This window comes from Kitasatospora sp. NPDC032150 (assembly GCF_055579945.1).
This window is the reverse complement of the sequence record NZ_JBVIMH010000006.1, coordinates 13,757-27,846: the sequence shown is the minus strand read 5'-3', so window position 1 is coordinate 27,846 and position 14,090 is coordinate 13,757. Positions and strand designations below refer to the sequence as shown.

The 14,090-nt window shown below is 73.8% G+C and carries 16 protein-coding genes, 1 tRNA gene and 1 riboswitch; of the genes, 5 read left to right on the top strand and 12 right to left on the bottom strand.

Annotated elements, in window-relative coordinates; genetic code table 11:
* Nucleotides 1-185: 185 nt before the first annotated feature.
* The 4 genes from ACZ5ON_RS09460 to ACZ5ON_RS09445 all read right to left on the bottom strand — a co-directional run bounded on the left by ACZ5ON_RS09460 (nt 186) and on the right by ACZ5ON_RS09445 (nt 3,371).
* A complete protein-coding gene (locus tag ACZ5ON_RS09460) occupies nt 186-1,319 on the bottom strand; it encodes a PP2C family protein-serine/threonine phosphatase (RefSeq protein ID WP_465588037.1) in 1,134 nt (377 codons plus the stop codon).
* A 129-nt stretch (nt 1,320-1,448) separates the two neighbouring features.
* The gene (locus ACZ5ON_RS09455) at nt 1,449-1,652 is read right to left on the bottom strand and encodes a hypothetical protein (protein WP_465588034.1); all 204 of its coding nucleotides are present in this window, start codon (nt 1,650-1,652) and stop codon (nt 1,449-1,451) included.
* 328 nt (nt 1,653-1,980) lie between these two features.
* A complete protein-coding gene (locus ACZ5ON_RS09450; RefSeq protein ID WP_465588031.1) occupies nt 1,981-2,547 on the bottom strand; it encodes a TetR/AcrR family transcriptional regulator in 567 nt (188 codons plus the stop codon).
* A complete protein-coding gene (locus ACZ5ON_RS09445; protein ID WP_465588028.1) occupies nt 2,547-3,371 on the bottom strand; it encodes an alpha/beta fold hydrolase in 825 nt (274 codons plus the stop codon). Before ACZ5ON_RS09445 ends, ACZ5ON_RS09450 begins: the two co-directional genes overlap by 1 nt.
* Before the next feature lie 207 nt (nt 3,372-3,578).
* On the opposite strand from ACZ5ON_RS09445, the gene ACZ5ON_RS09440 reads away from it, so the two are divergent.
* Nucleotides 3,579-3,782 (top strand): tautomerase family protein, encoded by a 204-nt coding sequence (locus tag ACZ5ON_RS09440; RefSeq protein ID WP_465588026.1) that lies wholly within the window; start codon nt 3,579-3,581, stop codon nt 3,780-3,782.
* A 171-nt stretch (nt 3,783-3,953) separates the two neighbouring features.
* Nucleotides 3,954-4,110, top strand: a riboswitch (cyclic di-AMP (ydaO/yuaA leader).
* An 11-nt stretch (nt 4,111-4,121) separates the two neighbouring features.
* On the top strand, nt 4,122-4,997 hold the full coding sequence (locus ACZ5ON_RS09435; protein WP_465588023.1) for a M23 family metallopeptidase: 876 nt from the start codon (nt 4,122-4,124) through the stop codon (nt 4,995-4,997).
* Between the two features lie 104 nt (nt 4,998-5,101).
* Here ACZ5ON_RS09435 and ACZ5ON_RS09430 read toward each other — a convergent pair whose 3' ends face one another.
* Nucleotides 5,102-5,965: a hypothetical protein gene (locus ACZ5ON_RS09430; RefSeq protein WP_465588019.1), complete on the bottom strand. Its 864-nt coding sequence runs from the start codon at nt 5,963-5,965 to the stop codon at nt 5,102-5,104.
* An 86-nt stretch (nt 5,966-6,051) separates the two neighbouring features.
* Between ACZ5ON_RS09430 and ACZ5ON_RS09425 the strand changes: the two genes are divergently transcribed.
* Nucleotides 6,052-6,660 (top strand): GNAT family N-acetyltransferase, encoded by a 609-nt coding sequence (locus ACZ5ON_RS09425; RefSeq protein ID WP_465588016.1) that lies wholly within the window; start codon nt 6,052-6,054, stop codon nt 6,658-6,660.
* 70 nt (nt 6,661-6,730) lie between these two features.
* On the top strand, nt 6,731-7,474 hold the full coding sequence (locus ACZ5ON_RS09420; protein ID WP_465588012.1) for a sensor domain-containing protein: 744 nt from the start codon (nt 6,731-6,733) through the stop codon (nt 7,472-7,474).
* Nucleotides 7,475-7,516: 42 nt separating this feature from the next.
* Here ACZ5ON_RS09420 and ACZ5ON_RS09415 read toward each other — a convergent pair whose 3' ends face one another.
* Nucleotides 7,517-8,233, bottom strand: coding sequence for a hypothetical protein (locus ACZ5ON_RS09415; protein WP_465588009.1), 717 nt, complete (start codon nt 8,231-8,233; stop codon nt 7,517-7,519).
* 38 nt (nt 8,234-8,271) lie between these two features.
* Here ACZ5ON_RS09415 and ACZ5ON_RS09410 point away from each other — a divergent pair, with 38 nt between their 5' ends.
* Nucleotides 8,272-8,487 (top strand): hypothetical protein, encoded by a 216-nt coding sequence (locus tag ACZ5ON_RS09410; protein ID WP_465588006.1) that lies wholly within the window; start codon nt 8,272-8,274, stop codon nt 8,485-8,487.
* 206 nt (nt 8,488-8,693) lie between these two features.
* Here the strand turns inward: ACZ5ON_RS09410 and ACZ5ON_RS09405 are convergent, their stop codons facing one another.
* The 6 genes from ACZ5ON_RS09405 to ACZ5ON_RS09380 form a co-directional block, all read right to left on the bottom strand.
* A complete protein-coding gene (locus ACZ5ON_RS09405) occupies nt 8,694-8,918 on the bottom strand; it encodes a hypothetical protein (protein WP_465588003.1) in 225 nt (74 codons plus the stop codon).
* Nucleotides 8,919-9,366: 448 nt separating this feature from the next.
* A tRNA-Met gene (locus ACZ5ON_RS09400) sits at nt 9,367-9,440 on the bottom strand.
* A 74-nt stretch (nt 9,441-9,514) separates the two neighbouring features.
* Nucleotides 9,515-10,867: a PrsW family intramembrane metalloprotease gene (locus ACZ5ON_RS09395; RefSeq protein ID WP_465588000.1), complete on the bottom strand. Its 1,353-nt coding sequence runs from the start codon at nt 10,865-10,867 to the stop codon at nt 9,515-9,517.
* Between the two features lie 323 nt (nt 10,868-11,190).
* On the bottom strand, nt 11,191-12,021 hold the full coding sequence (gene trmB, locus ACZ5ON_RS09390) for a tRNA (guanosine(46)-N7)-methyltransferase TrmB (RefSeq protein ID WP_465587997.1): 831 nt from the start codon (nt 12,019-12,021) through the stop codon (nt 11,191-11,193).
* 154 nt (nt 12,022-12,175) lie between these two features.
* Complete coding sequence (gene lhgO / locus ACZ5ON_RS09385) at nt 12,176-13,414, bottom strand: L-2-hydroxyglutarate oxidase (RefSeq protein ID WP_465587994.1); 1,239 nt, start codon at nt 13,412-13,414, stop codon at nt 12,176-12,178.
* Nucleotides 13,415-13,577: 163 nt separating this feature from the next.
* Nucleotides 13,578-14,048 carry a hypothetical protein gene (locus ACZ5ON_RS09380; protein WP_465587992.1) on the bottom strand — a complete coding sequence of 157 codons (471 nt, stop codon included), beginning with the start codon at nt 14,046-14,048 and terminating at the stop codon, nt 13,578-13,580.
* Nucleotides 14,049-14,090: the final 42 nt, after the last annotated feature.

Below are 14,090 nucleotides of genomic sequence, written 5' to 3'. Positions count from 1 at the left end.
GGACAGCTCAACTAGGACCAAAGTTGGCCTGATCGGGCTACAGTTCACCCCCGCGACAGCTCAAATCCGGTTACCTGTCGGTAGTTTCGCTCGATCCGGTGATCCGGTGATCCGGTGATCCGGTGCCGGGCCGGCGGACGGGGGACCACCCGGATCGCGGCACCGCCCGGCCGCCTCCGGCCGGTTCAGCTGCCCGCGCCCAGCCGGCGCACGATCACCACCGTCCGGTCGTCGGCGACGTTGCGGGCGACCGTCTGCAGCAGCTCCGCCGCCGGATCGGCCGGACCGCCGTACCGGAGCAGCGGTGCGGCCGCCTCCAGCAGTCGCCCGATGCCCTCGTCGATGTCCTCGCCGGGCACCTCGACCAGGCCGTCGCTGTAGAGCAGCAGCGAGTCCCCGTACGCGAGCCGCCCGGCGTTCGGGGGGTAGCGCGTCCCTGCGAAGATCCCCAGCGCGGGTCCGCTCTCGCCGCGCAGCTCCCAGCGGCCGCCGTTCGCGCGGTGGTAGTGCGCGGCGGGCGGGTGCCCGGCGTTGAACAGCCGGTAGCGCCCGGTCGATGGGCTGAGCGCGAGGTGGACGGCGGTGGCGAACTCGTCCTCCCAGTCGCCGGCGGCCAGGTAGTCGTTGGCTCGGGGCAGGAAGGCCTCGGGCGGCACCGAGCCGAGCAGCATCGCGAACGCCCCGGACAGGTGCATCGACCGCGCGGCGGCCCGGCTGCCCTTGCCCGAGACGTCGACCAGGACCACCTCCAGCAGGTCCCGGTCGGGCCGCTGCGAGGTGAGCAGGAAGTCACCGGCGAAGAACGCGCCGCTGACCGGGGAGACGGCCCGGTGGAAGCGCCAGTCCAGCAGGCGGTCGGGGAGGCGGCCGAGGTCCCGGGTGCGCTCGGCGAGTTCCAGCAGCATGGTGTCGCCCCGGGTGCCGCGCAGTCCGAGCCGGCTGCGGTGGCGGGACATCAGCAGCCCGATCACCGCGGCGAGCGCCACCATCAGCGCCGAGCCGAGGCGCACTCCGAGGGGCACGCGCAGCAACCACTGGGCGAGCAGCCCGAGCCCGACCGGGACCAGCAGCATGGCCTGCAGGCGGATGTGCAGGAGGAAGCCGCCGACCAGCAGCGGCAGCGCCAGCGCCGACGGCGGGCAGTCGTTCGGCGCGGCGATGGCGAGCAGGGTCAGCAGCGCACTGCTGATGGTGAGGAGACCGAGGGCGAGCCACTCGGCCTGCGGGTCGCCGTCCAGCAGCCGGCTCAGCCAGCGTCCGTAGGCGCCGCGCCGCAGCGCCCCGGCGAGCTGTCGTGCCACCGTGGTGACTGCGGGCACGAGGACCTCCGCCGAGACTCGGGCCAGGCCGCTGATCATCCGCCTGCTCAGGTCAATCTAGCGTCGCAGGTCCGGATCCCGGTGAATGTCGCGTCGGCACGAGGGGTGTCCCTTCGGCCGGGGCCGCGGCTACTGGCCGTCGCTCTCCCCGTACGGCTCCTGGGCCCGGGCGGGGACCGGCCGCAGTGAGCGCAGGCCGCGGGCGATCGCGAAGGCGCGCCGCGCGGTGTCGGCCAGCCCGCTGCCGAGGGGCGGCCGTACGGCCGCGGCCGGGCGGAGCTGCTCCGGGATGGGACCGGTACCGGGACGGGTGGTCCGCGTGGTCTGCGTCATGCCGCCCTCCTCCTCGTGATCGTGCCTCGGGGCCGCCTGCTCCGCGGCCCACGCCCCCGGCGGCGCGATGCGGGCCGCCCGGACGGTACCTACCCAGGCACACCGCCGGTGCGACCGGCGGTGTGCGACAGTTCGGTCTCGAATCCCCGGGTCCGCACCGATGCGTGCGCGGCGTCCGTCCGGATCGGCCCTGCCACGGTACGCGACCCGCTGCGGGCTCCTTCCGGCAGGCCCCCGCCGGTGAACCGCCGCACGGCTCCGCCCCGTTGGGCCACCCTGTGCCCCGGGCCCGGTCGGCGTCAAGCCGCCGCCCTCCCTGAAGCCGCATTCAGGCGGGCCAGGCCCGCAGCCCCTCGGTCAGCACCCGGATCAGCCGCTCCCGGGTCACCGCCAGGTCCTCGGTCAACTGGAAGGCCCCGCCGGCGCAGAGCGAGGCGAAGCCGTGGGCCATCGAGCGCACGGTACGCGCCGCGTGGATCGCCTCCGGGCCCTCCAGGCCGTATCCGCGCAGCACCGCCAGGATCACCCCGACCAGCCGGCCGGCCGCGTACTGCAGGTCCTCGTCCTCCTGGGGCGCTTGCGGCAGCGCGGCGTACCGGCGCGGGTGGCGGCCCGCGTAGTCCAGGTAGGCCGCCAGCAGGGCCTCGACCGCCTCGTCCCGACTGCGCCCCAGCACCGCCGCAGCCAGCTGCTCGGCCAGTTCCTCGGTGACCCGGACGGCGATCAGCCGGCGCAGTTCGGCCAGGCCGCCGCTGACGTGTTTGTACAGGGACGGGGTGGCGACGCCCGCGCGGGCGGCCACGGCGGCCAGGGTGAGGGCCTCGGGGCCCTCCTCGTCGATCAGTTCGAGGGCGTGGCCCACGACGGCGGCGGGGGTGAGTCCGACCCGGGGCATCAGGCGACCTCGTGCAGGAAGGGGAGCAGGGCGTCGGCGGTGGCCTCGGGGAACTCCGCCATCGGGTAGTGCCCGGCACCGTCGATCATCACCTTACGGCCACTCAGTGCGGCGGCCTGCCGGTCGGCGAGCGCGGCCGGGTCGGGGAAGTCGACGTCCTTACTGCCCATGATCACCAGGGCCGGGCAGCGTACCGCCGCCGCCGACCCGGCGGCGATGGAGTCGCCTTCCAGCTGGCCCCGGGTGGCGGCCTTCCGGCCGGGGGTGCGCAGCGCCGCCACCAGGTGGGCCCGGTGGCTCTCGAAGTCGACGGGCCTGCGCGAGGGGTAGTAGTACCGCTGGGCGGAGCCCCATATGCCGGGGAAGGCCAGCACCAGCGGGGCCAGTGCCTTCATCAGTGCCCGCTGGAAGGCGTTCGGCGAGTGTTCCAAGAAGGCGTCGATCACCGCGATCCCGGCGACCCGCTCGGGAGCGGCCCCGGCCGCCTTGGCCACGGTGGCGCAGGTGTACGAGTGGCCGACCAGGACGGCCCGTGCGACGCCCAGGTGGTCCAGCAGGGCGAGCACGTCGTGCGCGACCGCACCGGGGGAGTAGTCGTCCCAGGCGATCGAGGACTCGCCGAAGCCGCGCGGGTCCATGGTGATCACCCGGTGGCCAGCCGCGGTGAGCAGCGGCCGCAGGAGCCGGTACAGGGCACGGGATTCGAGCATCCCGGGCAGCAGCACCACGGGGGCGCCGCCGGCGGTGGTGCCGCTGTCGTCGAACGCGATCCTGCCGCCGGGGACGTCGAGGAACCGGGTGTCGGGGTGCTGGGTGCCGGGCATGGTGAGCCTCCGCAGTGGTGTCGCTGCTTTCTGTAGCCAAAAAGCTATGGCTAATAGCTTTAGCCGTCAAGGGGCTGCGGTGACTGCGGTGACTGCACTCGCGGACTCCGGCGGGGTGCTCGCCGTCCGGGGCCTTCCGGGCATTGGCGCTCCGGGGTCGTGCGATACGGTGCGGCTGACCGCCGAACCCGAACCTGAGGGGCCGTCATGCCGTTCATCAACGTCAAGCAGCTGGCCGGCCGCACCGAGGAGCAGAAGGCCGAGATCGCCCGCGAGCTCACCGAGGCGTACGCCCGGGCGACCGGCGTGCAGCCGGAGAGCATCTGGGTGGCGATCGAGGAGGTGCCGCGCGAGAACTGGGCGATCGCCGGTACGACCTTCGCCGAGCGGGACCGCCGGGCCCAGGGCTGATTCCCCTGGTGGATAACGGGCTGTCATGGGGCGATCTGGTCAATAGTCACAAATCGCCCATTGCGCCTCAGGAGCCAAGGACTTCACCAGGCGTGCAGCTTGGAATCATGGCCTTCTCGGATTAACGTTTGATAACGCAGCGCGGTCGGCAACGCCGTACCCGAACGGCACCGTGCGCCGTCGCCCAATCCCCAAGATCCGCCCCGTGGGTGGGTCCGGGAGCCGGGGAACCACGTTCCTGGGGTGAATCGGGTGGGCCCGCCCACTCGTAGGAGACCTTCCTGCTCCGAACCCGTCAGCTAACCCGGTCGGCGCGAAGGAAGGAAAGGAGCGCGCCCGGTGGCGTCCTTGTCGCACAGCCCTGCCAACCTCGGGGTCGGCAGCGTCGGGGTCGGCACCCAGCTGCTCGACCTTCCGCCGGAACCGGCCGCCGACGCCGACGGTGCGGCCCGGCACCGGATGCCCCGCCAGTCGCGCAGCGGCTCGCTGCTCGGCGTGACCGCGATGGCCGCCGGACTCGGCGCCACCGGCTTCGCCACCGCAGGACCGGCCGCCGCGGCCACCGCCACCCAGCCGCCCGCCCCCGCGCCGGCCTTCTCCGTCCCCGACACGGCCTCGGACCACGTCCTGGCCGCCGACCCCGGACTCACCCTCACCGCCCGAATCCAGCAGCAGGCCGACGGAGAGCGCACCAGCGCGGAGGAGGCCGCCCGGCTGGCCGCCGCCCAGGAGGCCGAGGCCAAGCGGGCCGTCCAGCAGGCCGAGGCCCAGGCCGTCGAGGAGCGCGCCCGGCTCGGCACCCTCCGGCCGCCGGTCGACGGCCACACGCTCGCGGCGCGGTTCGACCAGGCCGGTTCGCACTGGTCCCAGCCGCACACCGGCCTGGACTTCGCCGCCCGCACCGGCACCCCGGTCACCGCCGTCGGTGCGGGCACCGTCACCGCGGCCGGCTGGTCCGGCGCGTACGGCTACCGGGTGATCCAGACCCTGCCCGACGGCACCGAGATCTGGTACTGCCACCTCTCCGCCATCTCCGCCGTGTCCGGACGGGTCACCGCGGGCACCCAGCTCGGCCGGGTCGGCGCCACCGGGCACTCCCGCGGCCTGCCGTCGGGCGTGCCCCTCGGCCCCCACGTCCACCTGGAGGTCCGCCCCGCCGGGGGCGCCCCGGTCGACCCGCTGGCCTGGTTCCACTCCCACGGCCTCCAGCCGTAACGGCCCCAGGCCGCCGGGCGTGCCCCGGCCCCCCGGCCGGGCCCGGTGCACCCTGGTGCCGGGGCACGGTGCGGCGGGTCGCCGGGCGTACGGCGGCCGGCCGGTCAGGCGTCCGTGCCCGCCACGTACTCCTCGATCTCCGCCGTCTCCGGCTCCGGCGCCAGGTCCGCGAACTCCGTCACCAGCAGCTCGGGCAGCCCCGGTACCGTCCACTCCCCGCACAGCCGCAGCGCCTCCGCCGCCACCGCCGCCTCGAAGCTCTCGAAGTCACCGGCGAGTTCGTCGGGCATCGGCAGGCCCAGCGCGTTCCGCCCGGCCAGGTTGCGGTAGCTGCGCTGCATCAGCCGGTTCTCCAGCAGCAGTCGTGCCCCGTCGGTGGCCATCCCCACCGAGAGCACCCGCGCCCGGTTCCAGCCCTCGTCCCCCCGCACCGGCTCCATCGGCCCCAGCTCCTCCAGCCAGGCGAAGCGCGCGATCCGCTGGTCCTCCGTCAGCGCGCGGAACTCCTCCAGCCAGACCCGTACGGCCGCCGCGTCGCCGACGTCCACACCGTCCGCGCGCAGCAGCAGCGTGTACAGCCGGGGCCAGGTCAGCAGGTGCGGCCGGCGCAGCAGGTCGCAGAGCAGCTCGCCCTGCCACTCGGCCTCCGCGTGCAGCCTGGCGTGCCGCTTGGCGTTCAGTCGCCGGGCCGCCCGCTGATGATCGATCAGCAGTCGCACGGCCCGCCCGTACGCCTCCGGCTCGGCCGCGGGCTGTACGTACAGGTAGAGCTGCTCGTACAGCAGCTGCTCCAGCAGCGGCGAACTCAGCTCGGGGAAGCCCTCGTGCATCGGTGCGTCGCCGAGCTCCAGCAGGGTGAGCACCGTCCGCAGCGCCTCTTCGGGCACCGGCTCGTACCCGTGCTCGGCCGCCCAGGCGAGCAGATCGGTGGTGCGGGTACCCGGGGTGAGCTGCAGATCGTGGTTCACGCTACGTACCGTAGCCGGTGCCCGGGGGTACGGCCTCCGTGCGGGCGCCGCACCCGTGGCCGGGGCCCGCTGTAGGGTCGGACGGCATGGAGCCAGAACCGGGACCGGCCGGGCCGGGACGGGCCGTGCTGCTGGCCGGCCCGCGCCTCGCCCTCCGCGAGTTCCACCACACGCCCCGCGACGTGGACGCCCTGCACGCCGTCTTCGGCGACCCGGAGGCCGCCAGGTACCTACCCTTCGAACCGCGCGACCGTGAGACGTGCGCCGACCAGATCGAGCTCTACGTCGAACAGGCCGAGGCCGAGCCGCGCACCGTCTACCGGCTCGCCGTCACCGTGCTCGCCGACGACGAACCCGAGTGCGCCACGCCGATCGGCACCGCCGTCCTCGACCTCGGCGACCACCGCTCCGCCGCCCTCGGCTACGCGCTGCGCCCGGACACCTGGGGCCGCGGGTACGCGAGTGAAATCACCGCGCTGCTATGCGAGTTCGGCTTCCGGACCCTCGGACTGCACCGCCTCGCCGCCCGGGTCGACCCGGAGAACACCGCCTCCGTCCGCGTGCTCACCAAGGCCGGCTTCCAGCCGGAGGGCCGGATCCGGCACGACCTGTGGCTGCGCGGCACCTGGCACGACTCGCTGCTGTTCTCGCTGCTGGACGACGAGTGGGTGTCGCCCGCTCCAGGACGGGGGTAGGGACAACCCCACCCCCGATCCGGCAGTGGGCTGCATTACGGCGGCGGCCCGGAACTGACACCGTTGAGGTGTGAGCACGGACGACACCAGGGGGACCGCGATGAGCAGCACCGCCACCGACAGCATCCACGGCACCGCCGGCCGCCCCTCGTGGGACGGCGCCGGGCCGCGGGGGTCCTTCTGGCTGGCCCCGGTCACCGCCGCCACCTGGCGGCAGGTCGGCTTCGCGTTGACCTCGCTGCCCCTCGCCGCGGTGGGCTTCAGCTTCGTCACCGCCTTCTTCAGCGCCGGTGTCGGTCTGGTGGTCACCGCACTGGGCCTGCCGGTGCTCGCGCTGCTGCTCGCCGGCGCCCGCGGGCTCGGGGCCCTGGAGCGTCACCGGGCCCGTACGCTGCTCGGCGCCGAGATAGCGGGGCCGGCCCCGGTCCGGCCCGGCCGCCCCGGCTTCTGGGGCCGGATCACCGCTCGGCTGGCCGACCCGGCGGGCTGGAAGGCGGCGCTGTACCAGGTGGTGATGTTCCCCTGGAGCATCCTGAGCTTCGTGGTCTCGACGGTCTTCCTCGCGGTCGGCTGGTCGCTCGCGCTCTACCCCGCCTACCACTGGGTGTTCCGCAAGTACCTGGGCTGGCCGGGCATGCGGCTGGTCGACTTCACCACCGAGAGCGGCCACTACGAGTACTACATAACCTCGGCCTGGCAGATCGCGGGCGTCTCGCTCCTCGGCATCGCGTTCCTCTACCTCGCCGCGGGCCTGGTCCGCGCGCTCAACGGCGTCAGCCGGGCGGCCATCCGGGGCCTGCTCTCCGACCGCTGAGCGCGGGCCGGCCGGTCACGGCCGCCGGGCCGGTCGGGCAGGCTAAGCCTGTGCCGCCTGTGCCCCGGCCGCGGTCCCGTCCGTGCCCGTGCCCGTTCCGGTTCCGGTCGCAGGTGTCGGCACGGTGGGGGTGCCCGTTCCGGCGGTTCCGGTCCCGGTCGCGGGTGTGGCCAGCAGTCGCAGGATCTCCTCGCCGACCACGCGCCGCCGCGAGTACGGCGGCACCGCCCGCACGTTGCGCAGCTTGTAGTCGACCGCCTCCCGCAGCATCGCCCGCTGCTCGTCCGTCAACGTCCCGCCGGTGGCGATCTCCCGGGCGGCGAGCAGCGCCTGCAGCAGCTCGAACGGCGAGAGGTTGCGGTCGACCGCCCGGATGATCAGATCGAGGTTGGCCGGGTCGGGCTTGCCCTGGAGCAGGGCGAGGGCCTGTACACGCAGACCCTCCACCCCGGTGTCGAACATCTTCCGGACCTCGGTCGAGGTGTAGTCGAGGTTGCTCGCCGAGTTGGAGGTCTGGGCCACCGAGTCCGCCAGGGTCTGCCGGTCGGCGGTGGAGAGCGCACGGGCCAGCAGCAGCCGGGTGAGCAGCCACCCGGACAGGAACCCGAGCACGCCGAAGTAGACCACCACCACGTCCACGAACACGGACGCGCCGTTCCCGCCCCCGACCAGCGGCGCCAGGGCGTCGCCCAACTGCCGCAGCCGGTGCGGCACCGCGCCGAGCTGGGTCAGCCCGGCACCCAGCAGGATCTTGGTCAAGTTCCAGGTTGGTGTTCGGCGCATAGCTCGCGGTGGAGGTGGCGCTCAGATCGCCGGGGTGCGCGGCCGCGCCGCTGCTGAGCAGGCGCGGGATACCGAACAGGAAGCCCAGCCCGCCGCCGACGGCCGTGGACATCGCGGCCACCAGCAGGCCCCCGCCGAGCATCCCCATCCAGTGCCCGCTCGCCGCCGAGCAGAGCGCCAGCCCGGCCAGGCCGGCGGCGACCACGCCGCCCAGGCCGTACCGCACCTGAGGGGCGAGTCCGTGCTCGTAACCTCCGTACCCGCGGCCGACCGCCCTGCGGCGCGCACCGGCCTTCGGCCTGGGCATCGCACCTGACACCGACCCGGACTCCGAACCGATCACCGACGGCCTCCCCCGATTCACCCGTGAGTCGCAGTGACTGTAGCGGTCATCGACGGAGCCGGACAGGGAGTGTGGCGGGGTTCAGGAGGCGGTCTAACGCTTGCCGGGCCGGGAGTACGGCCGGTCCCTGAAGCGTCGGCGGACCTCCCGGGCCGAGGCCCGCAGCTGGGTGAGCAGCAGTAGGAGCAGCCACGGGCCCGTGATCAGCAGGGTGTTCCTGGCCCAGCTCTGGTGCGCGATCCGGACGGACGCCCAGGAGAGCACCACCGCCAGGGCGAGACCGGCGACCAGAAGCACTCGGCGGAGGTGTCTGGTCATCTGGGGGCTCCCGGGCAGTGGCGCATGGTGGATCACAGTGCCGACCAGTCTTCCCGGCTCGCCTTCGGGTGATCCTAACGTTCCACAGATTGGGATCACCGGATCGAATCCAACTCAGGCCGGAAATGCCGAACCCCCGGGGCCTCGCTCTGAGGGTCTCCCGGGGGAACGACAACATCTGCGCGGTAACGCGTCCGCGGGGGCCGAACCTAGTAGGCGGCCGCCACGGAGGCGCGCCAGAGCGAGTCAGACGCGCCTACGTGCGCAGTAGCGTGTGTACTCAACTCAGGATCACCTCCTTCCGTGTTCTGAGCCCAACGATAGGCAGGCCGAAGATCAGAGGCAACGGATTATCCGCGCAGGAGTGCGGAGCGGGGCGCGGCGAGAAGCGGAGCGGGGAACGCAGAAGGCCCGGCAGACGAATCTGCCGGGCCTTCTGGCTACTGAGTAGCGGGGACAGGATTTGAACCTGCGACCTCTGGGTTATGAGCCCAGCGAGCTACCGAGCTGCTCCACCCCGCGTCGGTGAACACAACAGTACGGGAGAGCCGCCGATAAGGGAAATCGGTTCTGTCACGGTCCCGGCCGCGGGTGGCTCATGCGGCCCTCCCCCGTCTGGCCGAGCGCCCGGCAGCCGGATCGCCGGCCGGGTGGTCCGGGTGCCGGCCGATCCGCAGGCTCCGGGCCCGGGCCCAGACCGCGAAGCAGACCAGGGCGACGAAAGCGGGCACCATCACCGCCCCGTACACCAGCAGGAAGCCGTGGGTGCCGAGCCCGGCGGCGGCGTTCCAGACGCCGTGCAGGGCCATCGCCAGCAACAATCCGACCGGTGCGGCCAGCCGGGCCGCCCAGCGGCGGCCGGTGGTCAGGCCGATCGCGATGCCGAGCCCGGTGAGGGCGCTGAACAGCGGGTGGGCGAACGGGGAGAGCAGCCCGCGCAGGACGAAGGTGTGCACGGTGGTGTCGAAGTCCCGCAGGCTGGGCGGCTCGCCGAGGCCGATGCCGTCCAGCCTGGTCTGCTGGTCGTCGGTGAAGGCCCGCCCCAGGTAGAGGGCGTTCTCGGTGAACCCGAAGCCGCAGGCGGTGGCCCCGCCGAGGACCACCCCTGCGGCCAGGGTGCGCGGACTGGAGCGGGCCCGCCGCCGCCCGTCGCGCGGGTGCGGGCCGTGGTAGGTGACCGGACGGAAGTACGGCAGCGGACGCAGGTACCGGCGCAGCCGGGGTGCGTTGCGCAGGCGGCGCACCGAGCGGCGCAGCGGCGCCGGGGACCGCCGGGCCAGAACGGCACAGGTGCGCTCGGCTCGGCAGCGCAGCCGCCGGTGCAGCGGGAGCAGCAGCATGACCAGGGCGGCGCCCTTGGCGCTCTCCTCGATCAGCGGGGTGGCGAACTCGGCGCCGATCGTCTCGCCGCGCGCGCTGCCCTGGTGGGCGATCAGGAAGTCGCTGGCCCAGCCGTTCGCCATGATCGCCACGGTGGTCGCCGCGAAGGCGCCCCAGGCGAGGCAGAACAGGGTGTGCCGCAACGGCACCCGGGCGGTCTGGTTGAGCCAGGCGAGCGCGCCCAGCACGAAGGGCAGTGGCAGCAGCGCCAGCCCGAGGCCGACCAGCAGTCCGGTGGTGCCGGTCTGCCGGTGCACCAGCTCCAGGATGAGCACGCCGCAGGCGGCGAGCGCGACGGCGGCCAGCGCGGACGAGAGCGCGGGGTAGCGCAGCTCGGCGGCCCGCCGGAGCAGGTTCTCCAGCCGGACGTACGGGGGCCAGGCCAGCAGTCGGTCGGCCCGTCGCACCCGGGGCCCCGGGATCGGTCGGGTGCCGGCGGAGTGCGCGGACGCGCTGGCGGCGGACCCGGGTGGTTCGGCGGCGTCCGGCGCAGCGGCCAGGGTGGGGGAGGCGGCTGCGGCGGGGGGCGCTGCGTCGGGGGATGGGCCGTCGCTGGACGGACTGCTCACCCGGAAAGGGTAGGGGAACGGCGCGGTTCCGGGGAGCCTCCCGGCACGATCGGTGTCGGGAGGGTCACCACGGGTGACGGGGCTTCGGGTTGCTCGGGGTGCCGACGCCGTGATCGCGGCGTCGCCGTCCGGGAGTTCGGCGTGGCCGGAGCCTGTCGCCGGGGCCTGCCGTCAGGTGTCGCCGTCGGGCCCGCGGTCGGGACCTGCTGCCGGCCCCCTCGTCGGGACCTGCCGGAACCTCTAGATCGGTACCAGCTGTCGGTATCCGCTGCTGGTACCCGCCGTCGGGTACTGGTCGTCGGGTCCCGGTTGTCGGGCCGGTCTCAGCGGCGCCGGAACAGCAGGTCGTGCACGACGTGGCCCTTGGCCATCCCGGCGCGCTCGAACTTGGTGACCGGACGCCACTCGGGCCTCGGCGCGTAACCCGGCACGCTCCCCGCGGGATGGTCGGCGGGCTCCAGCCAGCCGGTGCCGTCGCCCTCGGGGTGCAGGTTCTCCAGCTCCGGCGAGGCGGAGAGCACGGCGAGCATCTGCTCGGCGTACGGCTCCCAGTCGGTGGCGCAGTGCACCAGCGCGCCGGGCGCCAGGCGGGGGAGCACCAGGTCGAGGAAGTGCGGCTGGACCAGGCGGCGCTTGTGGTGCTTGGGCTTGGGCCACGGGTCCGCGAAGTAGACCCGCAGGCCGGCCAGCGAGGCGTCCGGCAGCATGTCGCGCAGCAGGATCACCGCGTCGCCGGCGGCAAGGCGGACGTTCTCCGAGCCGTTGCGCTCCAGCATCTGCAGCAGGTTGCCGTGGCCGGGGGTGTGCACGTCGGCGGCCAGGATGCCCGTCGCCGGATCGGCGGCGGCCATCGTGGCGGTGGTCTCGCCCATGCCGAAGCCGATCTCCAGGGTGACCGGCAGGTCGCCGAACAGGCTGCTGAGGTCGAGCGGGCTGCCGTCGATCGCCAGGCCGTACCGTTCCCAGCCCCGGTCCAGCGCACTGGCCTGAGCGCTGGTCATCCGGCCCCGGCGGGGCTGGAAGCTGCGGATCCGGCGCTCGCTGTGCTGGGCCTCGGTGGCCTTGTGCGGGTACATCGGCGCGGGGTACGCGGCCGGAGCGGCGGAGAGCCGGGCGGACGGGGAGGGCTGGGTACTGGAGGCGGTGGCAGTCACAATCGCCCCATTCTACGGGGGTGCGCCCGGGAACCCCAGGGGCGAGCGAAGTGCCCCGGTCCCGTCCCCGCCCCTGTTCCTGTCCCGGTCCTGTCCCTGTCCCGGTCCTGTCCCTGTCCCGGCCCGGTCCTGCCCCCGTCCCGTCGTTGGGAACTCAGTCCTCCCGCTCCAGGGCGGCGAGCGCCCGGCGGGCGACCTCGCGGCCGATCGGCAGCGAGGCGGTGGCGGCCGGCGAGGGCGCGTTGAGCACATGGACGGTGCGCCGGGGCGAGGACGGGTCGTCCGGGTCGAAGCCGGCGAAGGCGAAGTCGTCCAGCAGTGAGCCGTCCCCGGCCACCGCCTGCGCCCGCACCCCGGCCGTGGTCGGCACCAGGTCGGACGCCGTGACCGCCGGAAGCAGCCGCTGCACGGCGGCCGTGAACGCCCGCTTGGAGAGCGAGCGGTGCAGTTCACCGAGCTCGTACCGCCAGTGCCGGCGCGCGATCTGCCAGGTGCCGGGGAAGCGGACCGTCTCGGCGAGGTCGCGCGGCCGGACCGTCCGCCAGTCGTAACCCTCGCGGGCCAGCGCGGGGACGGCGTTGGGGCCGACGTGGACGTCGCCGTGCACACCCCTGGTGAGGTGCACGCCGAGGAAGGGGAACGCCGGATCGGGCACCGGGTACACCAGTCCCCGGACCAACTCCCGCCGCTCCTTGGTGAGTTCGTAGTACTCGCCGCGGAACGGGATGATCCGCGCCCCGGGGTCGTCCCCGGCCATCCGCGCGATCCGGTCGCTGTGCAGCCCGGCGCAGTTGACCAGCACCGCGGTGCGCAGTTCCGCACCGCCTTCGATCTGTACGGCGATCCCGTCCGTGCGCCGCTCGACCCCCTCCAGCCCGCAGCCGGTGCGCAGCACCGCGCCCGCCTCCTCGGCGAGCGCCGCGTACCGCCGGGCGACCGCCGGGAAGTCGCAGATGCCGGTGGTGCCGATCCGCAGCGCCGCGATGCCGGTCACCTCGGGCTCGTACGCGGTGATCCCGGCGGCGTCCAGTTCGGTGACCGGGATGCCGTTCTCCCGGCCGCGCCGCGCCAGGGCGTGCAGCCGGGGCAGCTCCTCGCGTCCGGTGGCCACGATCAGCTTGCCGGTGACCTCGTAGGGGAGGCCCTGCGCACGGCAGAACTCCACCATCTCCGCGGCGCCCAGGGTGGCGTACCTGGCCTTCAGCGAGCCGGGCCGGTAGTACACGCCGCTGTGGATGACCCCGCTGTTGCGACCGGTCTGGTGGGCGGCGAAGCCGGGTTCCTTCTCCAGCAGCAGTACCCGCAGATCCGGCCGTTGCCGGGTGAGCGCGTACACGGTGGACAGTCCGACGATCCCGCCGCCCACCACCGTCACATCGAAGTCGTACGCCACAGCAGCACCTTCTTCCTCCCCCGGCACCCGCCGCCCAGGTGCCCGTGGCAGCGATGTTCCCAGGGGCGGCGGGCGATCACCAGGGGGGCGGGAGCCGTGCGGCTCCCGGCCCCGCTGCCCTCGGGGAGCGTCCGGGTGTGCCTCGGAGGGTGTCCCGATGTGCCTAGGCCTGGAGCCACGGCCAGTCGGCGTCGCGGCCGGCCTGGAGTAGCGGGATCAGCCGGAACGCCGCGTCGCTGAGCCCGCCGAAGGTGCGCCGGTTGCCCGTCCCGGACGGGCCGTGGCCGGTGGCGTAACCGGCGAGGTTCCAGGTGTAGAGCGGGACCTCGTCGGGCACGGGAGCCAGCGGGTCGCCGCCCCAACTGCCGTACGCCTGCTCGTCGGTGATCACCACCACCCGGTCGTGGCCCGCGTAGTGCTCGGCGACGGCTTCGGCGGTGTTGGTGCCGCCGAGGCTGTGGAACCGCTCCAGCACCCGGACGTCCGGCTCGCCGCGCCGCACCTCGACCGGTCGGCTGGTGCTGCCGAACTCCACCAGGTCGGCCCGCTCGGCCCGGATCTTGAACGCGGTGCCGAAGATCGCCGCCGAGTCGGCCCGGTTGAGCTGGGTCTGGGCGCTCGGCCGGTCGAACATCGAACCCGAGCGGTCGACCAGAGTCTGATAAGCAAGCCGAGT

Bases quoted from the DNA above. Each gene is read 5' to 3' on its own strand.
- ACZ5ON_RS09455 (WP_465588034.1), bottom strand. From the start codon at position 1,652: ATGACGCAGACCACGCGGACCACCCGTCCCGGTACCGGTCCCATCCCG.
- ACZ5ON_RS09450 (WP_465588031.1), bottom strand. From the start codon at position 2,547: ATGCCCCGGGTCGGACTCACCCCCGCCGCCGTCGTGGGCCACGCCCTC.
- ACZ5ON_RS09445 (WP_465588028.1), bottom strand. From the start codon at position 3,371: ATGCCCGGCACCCAGCACCCCGACACCCGGTTCCTCGACGTCCCCGGC.
- ACZ5ON_RS09440 (WP_465588026.1), top strand. From the start codon at position 3,579: ATGCCGTTCATCAACGTCAAGCAGCTGGCCGGCCGCACCGAGGAGCAG.
- ACZ5ON_RS09425 (WP_465588016.1), top strand. From the start codon at position 6,052: ATGGAGCCAGAACCGGGACCGGCCGGGCCGGGACGGGCCGTGCTGCTG.
- ACZ5ON_RS09405 (WP_465588003.1), bottom strand. From the start codon at position 8,918: ATGACCAGACACCTCCGCCGAGTGCTTCTGGTCGCCGGTCTCGCCCTG.
- ACZ5ON_RS09380 (WP_465587992.1), bottom strand. From the start codon at position 14,048: ATGTTCGACCGGCCGAGCGCCCAGACCCAGCTCAACCGGGCCGACTCG.